We start from the raw sequence: 16,505 nt of genomic DNA, 5'->3' as shown, positions 1-16,505 counted from the left end.
GAAAGAACAACCGCTCTATTTCTCTCTATTAAATCCTCCGTTTTGTAGCCTTCTCTTAACCTAATTTTAATTTTCTTCTAAGATTCTTCTAGCAATGATTAAACGCTGAATTTCGTTTGTACCTTCGTAAATTTTAGTGATCCTTGCATCACGATAAAAACGTTCTACTGGATAATCAGATACATATCCCATTCCACCGTGAATTTGAACGGCTTTATCAGCGACACGATTAAAGACCTCGGATGCAAACAATTTTGCCATTGAAGCTTCCTTAATCACAGTCTTACCTTCATCGACCATATAAGCTGCCTTTAATGTTAGAGTTCTAGCTGCTTCTGTTTCTGTAGCCATATCTGCTAGCATCCATTGAATGGCTTGATTATCGGCAATTGGGCGACCAAATTGAATTCTTTCCTTTGCGTATGATGCAGATAGCTCAATCAATTTATCACATGAACCTACCGCTCTTGCAGCCAGTCCAATCCGTCCTTCACCAAGTATTTTTAGAGCCGACATATATCCCATTCCAACTTCTCCAATTACGTTCTCCGCTGGAACCTCGCAATCTTCAAAAATTAACTGAGCCGTATAGGAACCTTTTAAGCCCATCTTCTTATCTTGTTTGCCAATCGTGAACCCAGGAAACCCTTTTTCAACAAGGAATGCTGTAATTCCACCCTTTGCACCTTTTTCTTTATCTGTCATTGCGAATACGGTGAATACATCAGCAACGGGAGCATTCGTAATAAAATGTTTCGTTCCATTTAAGATCCATTTATCTCCAACCTTTTCACCTCTAGTAGCCAAATTGGTTGCATCCGATCCTGCTCCTGGTTCTGAAAGTGCAAACGCTGCAATTTTTCTTCCTGCAGCCATATCTGGTAAATACTTCTGCTTTAAATAGTCAGATGCTAATTTAACTAAGCCAGTGCTTCCAATTCCTGTATGGGCACTAATTAAACTTACAAAACCATTATGCGTGCGTCCCAACTGTTCAAGGACAACCGCTTTCCCAACTGTATTTAATCCAATACCACCATATTCCTCTGGAATACTGATTCCAAATAATCCTAATTCCTTCGCCTGTTCAATTAAATGCTGTGGAATTCGATCCTCATCCTCAATTTGCTGAGCAAAAGGTTCAACTTCCTTCTCGACAAAATTCTTCACCATTTGTTTCATTTGTTCAATTTCCTGTGGAAGTGTTGCTAACATATGTATTTCCCCCTTTAATTCGTATACCATTAAATATGCAAGAAGCGTGCCAAACTTAGAAACCCCGTTCTAACAATATTTAGAGTTTTGTATTTATTCTAATTAATTCAAAAATGAATCGTGTTTTTCATATAAAAGCCTAGTATTAGCCTGATTTTACCGATTCAATCTTGAATCATTTGATACATTTTTGAATCGCATAAGCTGCCATTTCACTCATCAAATGACAAAAACCACTATTCATCTACAAATAGTGGTTTTTTTGTTTACGCATCATGAGTATTTAATTTATATTTTTTTAATTTCCTCACAATTGTTGGCTGACTGGTTTTAAGTGCTTTTGCTAGTTCGTACGTATTCGTATATGTCTTTAATGCCAGTTGGAGAATTTTTCTTTCAGCAAATTCACCCGCTTCTTTCAAGGACATCAATTCATTCACTTCAAGGGCGACCTCTTTTGATTCACGATATTCAGCAGGCAAATGCTCAACCTTCAGTTCCTCTGCTTCTGTTACAAGAGTCAACCGCTCAATCAAATTAGCCAACTCTCTTACATTTCCTGGCCAGCTATATTGGTAGAAAAAATCATTCAGGCTTGAGGATGAACTCTTTTTCTTGTTATACTTCGTATTCATCACAGTGAAATAATAGGTTACGAGAGGCAAAATATCATCTTTTCTCTCCGCAAGACGCGGTATTGCGATTGGAACCACGTTAAGGCGATAAAATAAATCTTCCCGAAACTCACCCATTGTAACCATTTCTTTTAAATTCCTATTGGTTGCAGCAATAATTCGAACATTCAATTTTAGAGGTTTGGTACCTCCAAGGCGTTGGACTTCTCTTTCCTGAATCACTCGAAGTAACTTTACTTGTAGATGTAACGGTAGTTCTCCAACTTCGTCTAAAAATAATACTCCCTCATTGGCAAGCTCGAACATTCCAGGTTTTCCTTTAGCATTCGCTCCAGTGAAAGCTCCGGATACATACCCAAATAATTCTGATTCTAGTAAATCAGGTGGTATAGCCCCACAATTGATTTTGATAAAATCACCGGTGCGACTTCTTTCACTATTTTCATAGATAAAACGAGCTAAGACATCTTTCCCGGTCCCTGTCTCCCCAAGTATAAGAACTGTGGCATCCACGTTGGCTACTCTTAATGCAGAGTCATAAATCCGTTTCATCGAATCACTTCGTATAATAACTCCATGTGGACGCACCGATTTGCCTTTAAGGCGTTCAATTTCTTTTTTATAGCTATCATTTAATTGATTCGCCTTACTCAGCGCAACCTGTAGCTCATTTAGCTCGGATAAATCACGAATATTTGTAACAATACTCTCAATTTCCCCTTTATCATTAAAAACAGGATTTCCCGTTAAAAGCGTTTCTCGCCCTAGATAATTTTCTTGAACCAAAGATACGGCACGTTTTTTTTCAAGTACTCGATGAGTGACCGAATTTTTTAAAATGCCTCGTTTCATTAGGTCATCAACTTTTTTACCTTTATAGTATTGTTTTGGAATACCAGTGAGACGCTCAATTGCTGAATTTGTTTTCACTGTAACTCCGTCTTTATCCGTTATATAGATTCCATCATAGGAATTTTCTATAATGGCATCTAATTCGCGATTTACTCTCCTAGCCTCTTCCAACTCCTGGACGAGCGAGGTTAATTCTGATGAAAATGTTCCTATGTAGGCAAAATCTTCTGAATCTGCAAACTGATCTTTAATAAAGATGCAATTCTTCCCTTGGCAGGATGCATAAATAATCTTTCCTCCTCGCAACTCTTCCCAACTAGAGAAAACATCCTTTATATGATGATTATAAATTGTTTTAGAGTTTGGCAGATATTGAAGCAAAACCTCATTGCTATAACGTATGACACCTTCACGGGATGCTACAAATAAAGAAAACGGGAGATTATCAGTCAAAACTGCCTCCATGAAATCACCTCAAAAAAAAGTTCTATAGTATATATTCTTTTAACTGCTTAAAAACCCTCTCCACTTTTTCAACTTGACCAATAGGAGGGTGGTGATTTGGTTGTTCAACATATTTTACTTGGGAGAGATTAGAGGAAAAACTGTTCTAAAAAAAAGAAACCCGGCAGCTTTCTGTTTTTCAAAAAGCGATACCGGGTCTACCTACATCATTATAGGCTAGCAGATAATTATTTTAATTTTATTTGTTGAAATTGGTAATGGAGATCCGCCAATGCCGCTGTGATCGCATTGGTCGCTTTCCCATAATAATTTTGCTTTACCTCTTCTACCAGGTCATCGACACCATGGAGAATACTGTGTCCTCGTAATAATCTTCCTATAAAATCACGTCCATGTTCGGTCGCAAGAGTACAGGATGCTTCAAGAATCACCCCATACTTCCTCTCTAACTCAACCGTAATGGTTAGTGTCTCATAAACGTTCTTCGCTGCCATTCCAGCTGGTAGCCTTGAGTGACCCGCTACAAACATCGTTTCTGCCATCTGTCTTCACCTCTTTGTACGATTAGTACAATTATTCGTGTTTAAGGTGGCAGAATCCTGCTAAAAAAAGATTTCGATAAAGCCTAGTTAGCTCTTAACAGTTTCTTTCTGCTCATATGGCCAAGCTGGAAGGGGATTACTTAGTGGCTTATCTTCTCTGTATCCTAATAAGTATTCAGCCTGCATTACAGTGTGAATTTCCCTTGTTCCTTCATAAATAACCGGAGCCTTTGAATTACGCAAAAATCTCTCAACCGGGTATTCATTTGAAAAGCCATATGCTCCATGAATTTGAACAGCGTCATTTGCCGCTTCATTCGCAAAATCACAAGCCTGCCATTTTGCCAAAGACGTTTCACGAGTATTGCGTTTGCCTTCATTCTTCAGGCAGCCTGCACGGAACACAAGCAATCTTGACATTTGATATCCCGCTTCCATTTTCGCGAGCATCTGTTGAACCAACTGATGTTTCCCAATCTCTTTACCAAACGTCTTCCGCTCATGACAGTATTTTATACTTTCTTCCATAGCCGCACGAATTTGACCAACTGCTCCAGCAGCAACAGTAAACCGGCCATTATCTAGTGCAGACATCGCAATTTTGAAGCCTTCCCCTTCTTGACCAAGTAGGTTCTCTTTTGGTACCCGCACATTGTCAAAGAACAGTTCCCCAGTATTGCCGGCACGAATTCCTAACTTCCCTTTTATTGCCTTTGAGGAGAACCCTTCCATTGTCCGTTCAACGATAAAAGCAGAAATTCCGTGGTGTTTTTTGCTCTTATCTGTGTAAGCAAATACAAGGAAATGGTCAGCATAATCACAAAGAGATATCCAAGTCTTCTGACCGTTCAGTATGTAGTGATCACCGTCAAGCACGGCAGAAGTTTGCATGGCTGCAACATCGGAACCAGCATTTGGCTCAGTCAACCCGAATGCACCAACCTTTAATCCTTTAGCCTGTGGCACTAGGTATTTTTGCTTTTGTCCCTCAGAGCCCCATTGAAGAAGTGTCATGCTATTTAACCCAGTATGAACTGAAACAGCTGTTCGGAATGCAGTATCGCCACGCTCAAGTTCTTCACAAACAATCGCTAGCGTATTATAATCCATACCGCTTCCACCGTACTCCTCAGGAATACATACCCCCATTAAACCTAGATCCGCAAGTCGATTTAAAATAGATGATTCAAAATGTCCCTTTTCATCCCATTCCCGAATATAAGGATTAATCTCATTATCTACAAATTCCTTTACCATTTTCTGAACCGCTAGTTGCTCATCACTTAAATTAAAATTTAACATTTCCCCATCTCCCTTTTTAAAATTAGCTCTGTTAAACATGTATATTGATTTCAGTAAAACAACAACCCTATGTAACAGAACTTAAAAAATAAAGCCAGTTGCACGGAAAATGCAACCGGCTCTTGTCTGTGTTCTCAGACTAGACAGTTTAAAATCAAGTTATTCTGATTTGAAAACGCTTAATATCGCCTTTTACGGATCCTAAGAGGGCTAACTCTTTAGATGCATTCGGCTACTACTAAAATTATACAATGATGATCAAATGAGTGCAATATAATTTATCGAATATTTAGAACATAATTTTAATATAATTAATATTGTAAATAAAATAAGAAACACTGAAAGTCTCCAATAGTAGCCATCGTAATAAAAAACAGAGCTAGAAACAACCTAGCTCTGTCTTTTCTACTTTAAACAGTATTTTTTCAGTTATTCAAGCACAACCGCAGTGCCATAACCAATTAATTCGGAAGTGCCCTGACCTGCTGAAAGCTCTAGTCGGAGACCAACAATTGCATTTGCACCAACTTGTTCCGCTTGTTGAATCAGTCGCGTTTTAACCGTTGTTTTAGAATCCTCTAGCATTTCTGTATAGCTTTTCAACTCTCCACCCACAATCGACTTAAGCCCAGAAAGAAGATCTTTTCCAATATTTCTTGATTGCACAATGCTACTTGTGACTACACCTCTTACCTCAACAATCTTTTTATTTGCTACAGAATCTGTAGTGACCATTAACATACTATTTCCTCCCTTTAGAACTCTTTAGGACTCTTCCTCTATAAAGTTTCGCCCATCCTAATTTATAATCCTGCTCCTAAACAACACTCCGACTTATACTGTAAATTTATTATGCTCCTTTTTAAGAAACTGAAGTACGTTTGTATCATCAATTGGTTTACTAAAATAATATCCTTGAACAGCATCACATGATTGTTGCTTAACGATAGTAAGTTGTTCTAGATTTTCAACCCCTTCAGCGACTACCTTTAAATTTAAATCATGTGCAAGGTTTGTGATTGCTCTAGTTAATGCAACGCTACTGGAATTTGTATCAAGGTCACAAATAAAGGACCGATCAATCTTTAATGTGTCAATCGGGAACTCTTTTAAATAATTTAAAGAAGAATACCCCGTCCCAAAGTCATCTATAGAGATTTGAACACCCAGTTTTTTTAATTCCATTAAAGACTTAATTGCTTGATTAACATCATGCATCACCATATTTTCAGTAATCTCTAATTCTAAACAAGCTGGATCAATGAGTGTTTCACCTAGAATGTTCTTTACCTTGTGAACAAAATCATTTTGCAAAAATTGCCCAGCTGATAAATTTACTGCTACTCTCACTGGAGAATAGCCAGCATTTTGCCATTCTCGCATCTTTAAACATGCCTCCTTTAAAACCCAATCGCCTATTGGCAATATCAACCCTGTTTCTTCAGCTATGGGAATGAAATCCCCCGGTGAAATTAATCCAAAATCCGGATGATTCCAACGTATTAAAGCCTCGAAAGAAAGGACTTTATTAGAGCTTAAATTAATTTGTGGTTGGAAGTATAGAATGAGTTCGTTGTTTTCAATTGCTTTATGCAAATGATTCTCAATGAGGAATTTTTCAAATCCACCAGCATTCATTTCTACTTTTGCATTTTCATACCGGTTTCTTCCCTTCTTCTTCGCCCGATACATTGCCGAATCGGCATTACTAATAAGTGTATCCCCATCATCTCCGTCATATGGGTACACACTTATCCCGATACTAGTTGAAATATAAAACTCCATCTCTTTTAATAAAAAGGGCGTAGAAAAAGCTTTTATCACCTTTCTAGCCCAATATTCGGCTTCAACTTCAGTTTTAAGATTAGTAAGGACACAAACAAATTCATCTCCACCCATTCTCGCAAGTATATGCTGACTACCAATTACGTCTTGGATACGAAGTGTACTTTCTAGTAGCAATTGGTCTCCAGCTGCATGACCAAGCGTATCATTGATGAATTTAAAGCGGTCTAAATCAATGAACAAAATAGCAAAGGTGCCACTCTCTTCTCTAGCTTGTTCAATTGTTTCATTTAATTTCTGATTAAATAAAAAACGATTAGGAAGTTTTGTCAGTGGGTCCAAACCGCAAATTTGAAAATCTGTCATAACCCAAATATAAAAGGGATCATTCTCAGCAGATCCAGTATTAATTTGGTTTAGTAGTAGCCATTGTGAAATTTTTACGTGATTTTTCTTTTTTAAAATAATATTTTTTCGCCAATTTCTTTCATGAAATTGATACCCGTCTATAAAGTTATCAATTGAAAATCCACATACTTCTTTTCCCTTGTATCCACTTAAAGTCAAAAATGCCGAATTAACACTAACCACAACTCTATTTTTATCAGTAATTATTGCACCCGTATCAATTTGTTCAAAAATTTCTTTATAGAAACTTGTGTCAAGTCCATGCATGCCAACACCCCATACTATTAATACCTTTAGTTTACTTGCTTTTTATTTTCCTGATGATGATTTGAATCAAGGTTTCTAAAATTATTTTCGAATATAATAAGACTACAATTGCAATCTTCTGTGGCATGGTGGAGAAAAAAGATTTATAGAAACGTGTTAAAGAGCTATTCGTCCCTTAACATAAATGGGGAAACATTAAATCAGGAGGAACAGTATGAGCTTGTTTTCATTTGAAGATATGAAAAGCATAAAACGTGAAACCTTAGGTAATCTTGTACCACTGGAGTTATTTCGTTCAGTACGTTTAATTGGGATGTATCAAGGTCTCCCGATGAAAGGGAAAAATACGACACTAACAGTTGGGCGAGAAATCGGCAAAAGTATGTCAATCTCCTCGATTGACGACTTACTGCAAATATTTGAAGACCTAAAAATAGGTATTCCAAAAATTGTCCGACAGACAAAAGAAGAAATGCATCTCGTCATTGAGGATTGTTTCTGTGAAGGGCTCCCTGTCGCGGAAGGGAACATGGTATGTGATTTGGAAGGTGCCATATTAGAAGGTGCACTTTCAACAATTTATGAAGGGAAAATTAGTATTCGTGAAATAAAATGTAATGTAAATGGCGATGAAAATTGTGAGTATATGATTAAGTTTTCGTAATGAGGGTTTTAACTCTATGTTTAACACTTAAAGCAAAAAAGTAGATGGCATTGCTACCATCTACTTTTCCGCTATTTACCAATTAATCTTCCAATCTCCTCGGATACAATCTTAATGAGCAAATCAACTTCTTCTTTATTAATTATTAATGGAGGTGACAAACTTAGAACATTATTATATCCAGCAACAGTAGCCCCATTTTTCCCAATCAATATGCCTTTTTGTTTACACCCGGCAATCACTTGATTTAAGGATTCAACATTAAGTGGAGATTTTGATTTTCTATCGCTAACCAATTCAATCCCTAGCAATAACCCCTTTCCACGGATGTCACCGACGAGAGGATGGTCACGCAACGCTTCCACTAACCCATTTTTTAAGTAAGCACCCATCGTTTTTGAACGAAAAAACAGATTCTCATTTTCCATGATTTCTATATTTTTAATCGCAAGTGCACAGGCGGCTGGGTTTCCTCCAAATGTATTAATATGGCGAAAATAATCATATTCTTCTGTCCCTTTGAATGCTTCGTAGACCTCCTTCTTCACTGCCGTAGCTGATAACGGTAAATAGGCACTCGTAATTCCCTTTGCCATGGTAATGACATCTGGTTTGACTCCGTAATTCATAAAGCCAAACGGCTCACCAGTGCGTCCAAACCCACAGATTACTTCATCAACAATAAGCAGTGCTCCATGCTTTTCACATACTTGTTTAACACCCTTCATATATTTTTCAGGTGGTATCAAAATCCCCCCACCTGTGATAATCGGTTCCATGATGACTCCTGCCATGGTTTCACTTAATTCCCAAGTCATCACATTATCAATATCCTTAACAGATTGTAACTCTTCTGGATTAGCTTCTTTCTCATCAGAAGATCGATATAAATCTGGAGGCGCAACATGAATGAAGCCAGGGGATAAAGGTTCATATTTATATTTTCGTTGTGCTTGCCCTGTTGCAGCTAAGGCCCCCATCGAATTTCCATGGTAACCCCGATACCTAGAGATAAATTTGTAACGGTTAACATCTCCCTTTTGCTGATGGTATTGCCTAACAATTTTAAATGCTGTCTCATTGGCTTCCGATCCACTATTTGAAAAGAAGATTACATAGTCTTCACCAAGCATTTTGTTTAACTTTTCAGCTAGCTCAATGGCAGGACGATGACTTTGAGTAAGCGGAAAATACGCCATGTTTTTTAACTGCTCGTAAGCAGCCTCTGCCAATTCCTTTCTTCCATAACCTACATTTACACACCAAAGCCCGGCCATTGCATCTAGATAACGTTTTCCATTTTGATCGACTACCCAAGCTCCTTTTGCCTTCTCAACCACCATGGTAGTATCCGGACTATACGCCTTCATTGAATGCCAAAGATACTCTTTATCCTTCATCAAAAGAACATCGTCTTTCTTATTCTCCATCTACTTACCTCCTGTTCTAAAATGAAAAAGACTGGCTAGCCCCTTCCGGTTTACCAGTCCTTTCCATATTCATATTTAATAAAGCAAATGACTAGAACTGTTATTAAACGGTTCCTATTCCTCATTCTTTTAAACAACTTTTTATAGCCCGGAGCCCTTTTCCTCGGCTACTTTAAACTTTTTCACTTACAGTCTCGGGGACAATAGATACTTCTTCCTCGATAGGGATCTTCCAATCACGTCCAACAGTGATTCCTAAATATTTTTCATCACTTGGATTTTCAATCTCAGCCTGCTTATATTTTGCAAACCACCAGTTTTTTGCTAAGAAATAATAAATTACTGCTCCCACAACAAACCCAACGATAGACGAGTATGTCGGAAGTAAATTTGCTACAATACCACCAATGATCCAAGCTATCAGACCAGCTAGGTTGAAACCACCTAAATACTTATATTGACCTTCCGTTTCATAAAGTTCCTCTACATTTACCCTTCTCTTCCGAATGACATAATAGTCGACAAAGAGAATCCCAACAATGGAAGACAAAATACCACCGATGATAAGGAGAGCCGAATTTAACACACCAAACAAGCTCCATGGCTGAGCTAGGATCCCAATAATCCCCGCAACAACTACCCCAACCCAAAACGGAACCCTAGGTCCACCCACATTCGAAAAAATCGTCGCAGCGGGAATGACATTTGCTGATGTATTTGTTGACCATTGTGCTAAAACAATCATCAATAAAAGTATCCCCAATATAAAACCGCCTGCCGCTTCTTGAAGAGCGACAATAGGGTCTGCATTTGAAACAGCAATATAAGATACAGCTCCAATGATGACCATAAAAGTGTTGAAAATTGGCATAACAATTAAACTACCAATCAGTTGTGTTTTATTTCGTTTAAACCAATTTCGTTCGTTCTTTGGGGCCTTGAAATATCTCGATAAAGAAGGCATATCTGCAGCAAGTGTTGCCCAGAAACCCATATTTGCCATTATAACAACCATGAAGGCTGTAAATGCAGACCCTCCAGCTACAGGCGTTTCCACCCAAGACCAAATGTCCTTCCCTTGTGCCGCGGCTTGGTCTGATAATGTCACGTACATCCAGCAAGAGATTAAGATGATAATGGGTGCTGCCAAGTCGGCAAATCGTTCAATAGATTTTATCCCAAGTGATGTATTGAATAACTGTAATGCAGCAAAAATCAGAAAACATACAAACCAATTATCAAAACCAAATAATAAGTTCAAAATTGCATTCATTGCCGTTGAACCAAAATAGGTGTTAATCCCAAACCAACATGAAGCTGTTACACCTCGGACCACTGAAGGAATATGGGTCCCTATTGTACCAAATGGTGCCCTCATATAAACTGGGAAAGAAAGCCCATGTTCTACTCCAATATCCCCAATGACGACCATGAAAATACCAATTGCAACCGAACCGATAATGGTTGCAAGAATGACCAAATCGAGCGGGAGATTGATAATCCCGCCACCACCAATGGCGAAGGCTGCTAACACAATGGCCATTCCAACCCAAATCACTGCGAACCCTAATGGTCCGATTTTTCGCTCACCATGAGTAATAGGGAGCAAGTCTGGAGATTTTAAATAATTGCTGGTTTTTTTCATATAAACACTCCTTATAATTTATTTGAATATTCTGAATAAAAACTGTAAAAAAATTCACCTTCTTAAACAGTAATGGTGTTGCAAAGTTAGTTTGTGTCTCAATCCCTCCCCACAGAAGATGGTTTCGACCTATTGTTCAGATGGTTAAGCTCCTAATTTTGATGGTTTCCACCATTTTAAGTAATGATTCCATTTTGAATAGGGCAACCTTTTTGTTATGAATTGGTTACCGGTTACAATTGTCCTATTTCACAAATAGTTTTCTTCATAAGTTTAGTTAAATCCTCCTCATATTACAGAATATTCAGATATTTAGTAAAAAAGCGTATGCCTAGCCTGTTGTTTACTTTTAATCCTGCCCTACTTTCACCCTTATCTATTTCTTAGTTTTAGTAAAGAGCCTTATAAAAAGAATAAAACAAGTTGACAGGGTTATCCTCTGTTCTGTGATTATTTCTAACATATTTTTTGATAATTAAAATAATACGTTTATAATAGAGAAAATTTTATATACCTATTTAAAACAGCCACCAACATATTCTTTTAGGAATAAGAAAAGACTATTATTTGGAGGTGATTTGATATGAATGATAAAGAAGCAAGCTATCCAAATGTTCAATTAAAAGGAAAATTAAATAAACAAAAAGGGGAAAAAGAAGCCGGTCATTTAAGATATGGGCAGCCGAAGAAATCTAAATAAAAGAGAAAAAAAGGCATCGGTCCCTAGCCGATGCCCCTAAACTTTTCTTTCTCTGCAACCACAATCAATTCTTTACAACGATAGAATAAACATTTCTTACTTTAAGTTCTCCAATAGTGGGTAAAGCTCCTCAAGATGCTTGATCTCATACGTTGGAATGATTTCATTTCGCTCTTTTTGATGACGATTGATCCAAACCGATGGCATTCCAACTTGGTTTGCTCCTAGGATATCTGTCATTAGGTTATCCCCAACCATAATCGCTTCATTTTTGTGGACATTCATGAGTTCCAAAGCATGTTCGAAGATACCTGTGTCTGGCTTCCCTTTACCATAGTCACCCGATATGACAATTTGGTCAAAATATGGAACTAGCTCTGATGTTATTTTAAGTTTTGTTTGTTGCAAATCCGGTGAGCCATTTGTTAAAAGCAAAAGCCGGTAGTCTTTCTTCAAAGCATCTAATACCTTAAAGGTTTCTTCATATACAAATGGAAGCTTCCTTCGATTTTCCGGAAAGGTCTCTGCTAACTCCTGGGCAAACTCTGGATCATTGATTCCCATTTTCTTCAAACCATTTGTCCAAGCATCCTTGCGATAGACAGGGACGATCTTTTTCATTTTCCGAAATTCGTCATGGTCGTCTAGAAAGTTACCCCACAACCCCTCAAAGGGGTTAATGCCAATCATTTGAGTGAACGGATACGTCTCATAAGAAGCGTATAATTCTCTAGCAGCATCACGTACAGCCTCTTCTAACTGTAATGAATTCAAACCATATCTTTCTTCCGCTAGTTTACAGGTAACTACAAACGCTTGCTTAATACTTTTTTGATCCCAAAGAAGGGTATCATCTAAATCAAAAAAAACTGCTTTAATCATGATTAGCCTCGCTCTTTTCTTCAGTTTGTATTGTTTACTAGTTTACCATTTTTCAAAAACAATGAATATATGAAAACTCAAACTAATCACCCCTTAGTGTATTATCTTTTTAAAATAAGGCCACAACAATTTTTACAAAAACAACCTATAATAAAGATATGTAAACAGAGGTTGTTGATTTCGGTTCGAATCAACATGATACATTTCAAATAATTAAGGAGTATACATATGGGCAAAAAGAAAAGGAAGACCCAGAAAAGGAGAAAGATAAAATATCTTGGCGATAGCTCTTCTGAGCGGATTGATTTATCCAAACAAATGAACTTTTTAAGAGCTAATAAACGGCGTATTCTGACAGACCAAGAACTTTATTTTAGTGAAAAACAAAACCAAATTGATATCAATCATTATTATGACTCATTATTAAACCATCATTCTATTGATTATTTATCTATTAATCTAACGAGACTATTAACACAAACTCATAAAAATCATGTACCCTATTTTATTAGTAAAGATTTGTACTTATATACATGGGTAGACTTATATCCAGATGGAACGGTAAAAAGTATTTACTCAGGAGAAGAGAAAGATCCTGCTTCCTTAATCGTAAAAGATCACGAAATCATTCAGGAAAAGTATGACGAATTTATGCGAGCACTCCGTCAAGTGGATCAGCACCAATTCCTATCCTTAAAGGAGTTAAGATCTATTGAATGGAAATACAAATTTAATACTGAACATATTGTTCCCCAATCGTGGTTTCATTCACTTGAACCTATGAAAGGGGATCTGCATCATCTTTTTACATGCCAACCTGATTGCAATATAGCGCGTTCGAATTTCCCGTACGCTGATTTCACCTTTTATACACCTGAATCAGAAACGGAATCTATTCAAAATCATTGTGGAGTTACAATGAATGAACGATTTGAACCAGAACATGGCAAAGGGAAAATCGCTAGGGCAATGTTATATTTTTTGTTGCGGTATCCTCTTGCCATAAAGAAATCTTTTAGAGGCTTAATTGATATCCCTTTACTCATTCAATGGCACCAACAATTTCCCATAACATTGTATGAGAAGCATCGTAATCAATCAATATACATGATTCAAGGGAATAGGAATCCCTTCATAGACTTCCCTGAATTAGTTGAGGCAGTACATTTCAGATAAAAAACAAAAAGGTATCGCTAGTCAATAGCGATACCTTTCCTTATACATGAACATCAAGATCCAACCCGTAATGATCTGATACTACAGGTTTGTTTTCACCGTTAAAAATCACCTTTGATTTGACTACTTCAAAAGAATCACTCGCCAAAATCAAGTCAATTCTTAAATCTCTTTTGTTCTCGTCCCATCCTTGGATTTTTCCTTTTACTGTAGCACCAGAATCTTTTTCTAACGCTAACTGATAGGTATCATAAATCCCCTTGCTTACTAGATAGTCATAACCTTCATTTCTGGTTTTGGCATCATTATTAAAGTCACCCATAAGAAAATACCTCGTTCCTTCCCTATCTGCAGCTTTAATTAAGGATTCAACCTGATGCTGATAAGGTTCCTCGTCATCCCCCCACCAGCCAAGATGGCAGCTATAAAACGATAATAAATCGTTACGATATTGAATCGTAGCACCAACGATTTTTCTTGTTTTCCAATAATTTGTATCATGTGATTGGGTAATAAAGAAAGAATGCGTCTTCATAATAGGATGCTTTGTTAAAATTGCCAACCCTTCTTCATAGATTTCAAAACCAATATGTGAGAAATCCCATGTGAAATGATAATCTGTAACACCCATCTTTTCTAGTTCTTGGAGAAGCACAACAACAAAATTATCTACCCTTAAACCGTCAATCATTTGCTCTGAATCCTTTTTCTGACTGACTTCCTGAAGAGCAATCACATCATAGGATTGCTCTATTATGGTTTCAGCCAATGTTTTAATTTTTTCAAATTGATTCTCTTCCTGCCATGAATGACAATTTAATGTTAATAATTTCATCTTCTACGCTCCTAATCGGTCCTGGATATCTGATTTCAAAACATCCGCTTTTGGGCCATAGATTGCTTGAACACCTTTATCTTTTAGAATGAGACCTAATGCTCCATTTAACTTCCATTCTTTTTCGGAAGCAACTGCCTCGATATCTTTTACCGTTACACGAAGACGTGTCATACATGCGTCCACATCTTCAATATTCTCTTCTCCACCTAGTAAGGAAATAATTGTAGCAGCTTGAGAATCATCTGTTTGCTTTGAATCTGTATTAGTCGTAGAAGTAGTAGCACCTTCGCCATTTTCATCTTCAATATAGTTTCCTAGGCGACCTGGAGTGGCATATTTAAACTTTTTAATAATAAAGTTTGCAACCGTAAAGTTTAACCCGAAGAAAAGCAAACATGCTACAACAAAATAAACAAGGTCAAGCCATAATCCAGCTTTAAGAATCATTGGTGTCCGTGTGATAAACTCAATGATTCCAAAGGAGTGGACACGAATATTCACGATATCAACAATTGCAAATGCTAGTCCTGTCATAATCGCGTAAGCTCCATAAAGAACTGGTGCCACAAACATAAACATAAATTCAATTGGTTCAGTTACTCCTGTTAAAAATACAGCCAATCCAGCAGATAGGAACATTGACTTATATTTTGTTCTCTTGTCTTTATCTACATTTCGGTACATAGCAAAAGCAATCCCGATAAGCGCTGCAGTTGATAGAATCATCTGACCAACCTTAAAACGTGCAGGTGTAACGTCGTTTAATAGGGCTTGATAACCAGCTGTGTCTCCAGCGGCAAGAAGATTATTCAAGTCAGCAATCCAGGCTAACCATAGTGGATCTTGACCAGCCACGGTTGTTCCAGCACTTGTACCCGTTAAAATTGTATAAGTTCCACCCAATTCTGTATAGTTCATTGGGACTGTAAGCATATGATGCAACCCGAATGGTAATAGTAAACGCTCTAATGCTCCAAAAACGAACGGAGCTACTACTGGAGCTGTATCACGAGAAGTTGCAATCCAACGACCAAAGTCATTTAATAATCCTTGGATAAATGGCCATACCACAGCCAAAATAATGGCCGTTACGATGGATCCACCAATTACGACAAATGGTACGAACCGCTTTCCATTAAAGAAAGCAAGCGATTGAGGCAGCTTGTTAAAGTTATAGTATCGATTAAAGAGATTCGCCCCTAAGAAACCAGAGATAATCCCAACAAAAACACCCATATTTAAGGCAGGTGCTCCTAGTACCGAGATAAAATAGTCACTAACAACTAATTCGCTTCCAAACAAAGACGTAACTGTAGCTTCAGAGTCCGCTAACATCCCACTATTTACACCAAATATGGCACCAGTGATTCGATTAATTAGAATAAATGCGATTAATGCTGCAAAGGCTCCACCAGCGCGTTCTTTTGCCCAAGAACCACCTATTGCAACAGCAAATAGAACATGGAGGTTTCCAATAATTCCCCAACCGATTTCCTCCAAGATGACTGCGATGGTATGAACAAAGGCCATATCTCCACCCATCATCCCAACTAATTTTCCTAAAGAAATCATAATACCAGCCGCTGGCATAACTGCTACAACAACGAGCAATGCTTTCCCAAATTTTTGCCAAAAATCAAATGACATGAATTTCATTTTCCTATCTCCCTTTATAATCTATGAGCAAACGTTTGCACTT

Annotated in this window: 13 protein-coding genes; 2 read left to right on the top strand and 11 right to left on the bottom strand. The window is 37.5% G+C overall.

The genetic code is table 11. The features are described 5' to 3' along the window. Window positions 1–66: 66 nt before the first annotated feature. From H0185_RS07725 to H0185_RS07700, 6 genes are all read right to left on the bottom strand, one after another. Window positions 67–1,215 carry an acyl-CoA dehydrogenase family protein gene (locus tag H0185_RS07725; RefSeq protein ID WP_221872753.1) on the bottom strand — a complete coding sequence of 383 codons (1,149 nt, stop codon included), beginning with the start codon at window positions 1,213–1,215 and terminating at the stop codon, window positions 67–69. Window positions 1,216–1,481: 266 nt separating this feature from the next. Then, window positions 1,482–3,167 (bottom strand): sigma-54 interaction domain-containing protein, encoded by a 1,686-nt coding sequence (locus H0185_RS07720; RefSeq protein ID WP_221872751.1) that lies wholly within the window; start codon window positions 3,165–3,167, stop codon window positions 1,482–1,484. A gap of 227 nt (window positions 3,168–3,394) precedes the next feature. After that, window positions 3,395–3,709 (bottom strand): DUF3870 domain-containing protein, encoded by a 315-nt coding sequence (locus H0185_RS07715; protein WP_221872750.1) that lies wholly within the window; start codon window positions 3,707–3,709, stop codon window positions 3,395–3,397. Between the two features lie 87 nt (window positions 3,710–3,796). Further along, window positions 3,797–5,011: an acyl-CoA dehydrogenase family protein gene (locus H0185_RS07710; RefSeq protein WP_221872748.1), complete on the bottom strand. Its 1,215-nt coding sequence runs from the start codon at window positions 5,009–5,011 to the stop codon at window positions 3,797–3,799. A 429-nt stretch (window positions 5,012–5,440) separates the two neighbouring features. Continuing rightward, on the bottom strand, window positions 5,441–5,752 hold the full coding sequence (locus H0185_RS07705; protein ID WP_221872746.1) for a YbjQ family protein: 312 nt from the start codon (window positions 5,750–5,752) through the stop codon (window positions 5,441–5,443). A gap of 93 nt (window positions 5,753–5,845) precedes the next feature. Further along, window positions 5,846–7,471 carry a sensor domain-containing protein gene (locus H0185_RS07700; protein WP_221872744.1) on the bottom strand — a complete coding sequence of 542 codons (1,626 nt, stop codon included), beginning with the start codon at window positions 7,469–7,471 and terminating at the stop codon, window positions 5,846–5,848. A 214-nt stretch (window positions 7,472–7,685) separates the two neighbouring features. On the opposite strand from H0185_RS07700, the gene H0185_RS07695 reads away from it, so the two are divergent. After that, the gene (locus H0185_RS07695) at window positions 7,686–8,135 is read left to right on the top strand and encodes a V4R domain-containing protein (RefSeq protein ID WP_221872742.1); all 450 of its coding nucleotides are present in this window, start codon (window positions 7,686–7,688) and stop codon (window positions 8,133–8,135) included. A gap of 71 nt (window positions 8,136–8,206) precedes the next feature. Here H0185_RS07695 and H0185_RS07690 read toward each other — a convergent pair whose 3' ends face one another. The 3 genes from H0185_RS07690 to H0185_RS07680 all read right to left on the bottom strand — a co-directional run bounded on the left by H0185_RS07690 (window position 8,207) and on the right by H0185_RS07680 (window position 12,792). After that, window positions 8,207–9,565 carry an aspartate aminotransferase family protein gene (locus tag H0185_RS07690; RefSeq protein WP_221872740.1) on the bottom strand — a complete coding sequence of 453 codons (1,359 nt, stop codon included), beginning with the start codon at window positions 9,563–9,565 and terminating at the stop codon, window positions 8,207–8,209. Between the two features lie 172 nt (window positions 9,566–9,737). Then, window positions 9,738–11,210 (bottom strand): NCS1 family transporter, encoded by a 1,473-nt coding sequence (locus H0185_RS07685; RefSeq protein WP_221872738.1) that lies wholly within the window; start codon window positions 11,208–11,210, stop codon window positions 9,738–9,740. A 796-nt stretch (window positions 11,211–12,006) separates the two neighbouring features. After that, entirely contained in the window at window positions 12,007–12,792 is a 786-nt protein-coding gene (locus H0185_RS07680) for an HAD family hydrolase (protein ID WP_221872736.1), read from the bottom strand. Between the two features lie 228 nt (window positions 12,793–13,020). Between H0185_RS07680 and H0185_RS07675 the strand changes: the two genes are divergently transcribed. Beyond that, window positions 13,021–13,968 (top strand): endonuclease I family protein, encoded by a 948-nt coding sequence (locus H0185_RS07675; RefSeq protein ID WP_246629063.1) that lies wholly within the window; start codon window positions 13,021–13,023, stop codon window positions 13,966–13,968. A gap of 40 nt (window positions 13,969–14,008) precedes the next feature. On the opposite strand, the gene H0185_RS07670 is transcribed toward H0185_RS07675, so the two are convergent. Further along, window positions 14,009–14,803 carry an endonuclease/exonuclease/phosphatase family protein gene (locus tag H0185_RS07670; protein WP_221872734.1) on the bottom strand — a complete coding sequence of 265 codons (795 nt, stop codon included), beginning with the start codon at window positions 14,801–14,803 and terminating at the stop codon, window positions 14,009–14,011. Window positions 14,804–14,806: 3 nt separating this feature from the next. After that, window positions 14,807–16,462 (bottom strand): PTS transporter subunit IIBC, encoded by a 1,656-nt coding sequence (locus H0185_RS07665; RefSeq protein ID WP_221872732.1) that lies wholly within the window; start codon window positions 16,460–16,462, stop codon window positions 14,807–14,809. Window positions 16,463–16,505: the final 43 nt, after the last annotated feature.

The organism is Mesobacillus maritimus, from assembly GCF_019749255.1.
Classification (GTDB): domain Bacteria; phylum Bacillota; class Bacilli; order Bacillales; family Cytobacillaceae; genus Mesobacillus_B; species Mesobacillus_B maritimus_A.
This window is presented reverse-complemented; position numbering and strand designations above follow the sequence as displayed.

Bases quoted from the DNA above. Each gene is read 5' to 3' on its own strand.
- H0185_RS07725 (WP_221872753.1), bottom strand. From the start codon at position 1,215: ATGTTAGCAACACTTCCACAGGAAATTGAACAAATGAAACAAATGGTG.
- H0185_RS07720 (WP_221872751.1), bottom strand. From the start codon at position 3,167: ATGGAGGCAGTTTTGACTGATAATCTCCCGTTTTCTTTATTTGTAGCA.
- H0185_RS07715 (WP_221872750.1), bottom strand. From the start codon at position 3,709: ATGGCAGAAACGATGTTTGTAGCGGGTCACTCAAGGCTACCAGCTGGA.
- H0185_RS07710 (WP_221872748.1), bottom strand. From the start codon at position 5,011: ATGTTAAATTTTAATTTAAGTGATGAGCAACTAGCGGTTCAGAAAATG.
- H0185_RS07705 (WP_221872746.1), bottom strand. From the start codon at position 5,752: ATGTTAATGGTCACTACAGATTCTGTAGCAAATAAAAAGATTGTTGAG.
- H0185_RS07700 (WP_221872744.1), bottom strand. From the start codon at position 7,471: ATGCATGGACTTGACACAAGTTTCTATAAAGAAATTTTTGAACAAATT.
- H0185_RS07695 (WP_221872742.1), top strand. From the start codon at position 7,686: ATGAGCTTGTTTTCATTTGAAGATATGAAAAGCATAAAACGTGAAACC.
- H0185_RS07690 (WP_221872740.1), bottom strand. From the start codon at position 9,565: ATGGAGAATAAGAAAGACGATGTTCTTTTGATGAAGGATAAAGAGTAT.
- H0185_RS07685 (WP_221872738.1), bottom strand. From the start codon at position 11,210: ATGAAAAAAACCAGCAATTATTTAAAATCTCCAGACTTGCTCCCTATT.
- H0185_RS07680 (WP_221872736.1), bottom strand. From the start codon at position 12,792: ATGATTAAAGCAGTTTTTTTTGATTTAGATGATACCCTTCTTTGGGAT.
- H0185_RS07675 (WP_246629063.1), top strand. From the start codon at position 13,021: ATGGGCAAAAAGAAAAGGAAGACCCAGAAAAGGAGAAAGATAAAATAT.
- H0185_RS07670 (WP_221872734.1), bottom strand. From the start codon at position 14,803: ATGAAATTATTAACATTAAATTGTCATTCATGGCAGGAAGAGAATCAA.
- H0185_RS07665 (WP_221872732.1), bottom strand. From the start codon at position 16,462: ATGAAATTCATGTCATTTGATTTTTGGCAAAAATTTGGGAAAGCATTG.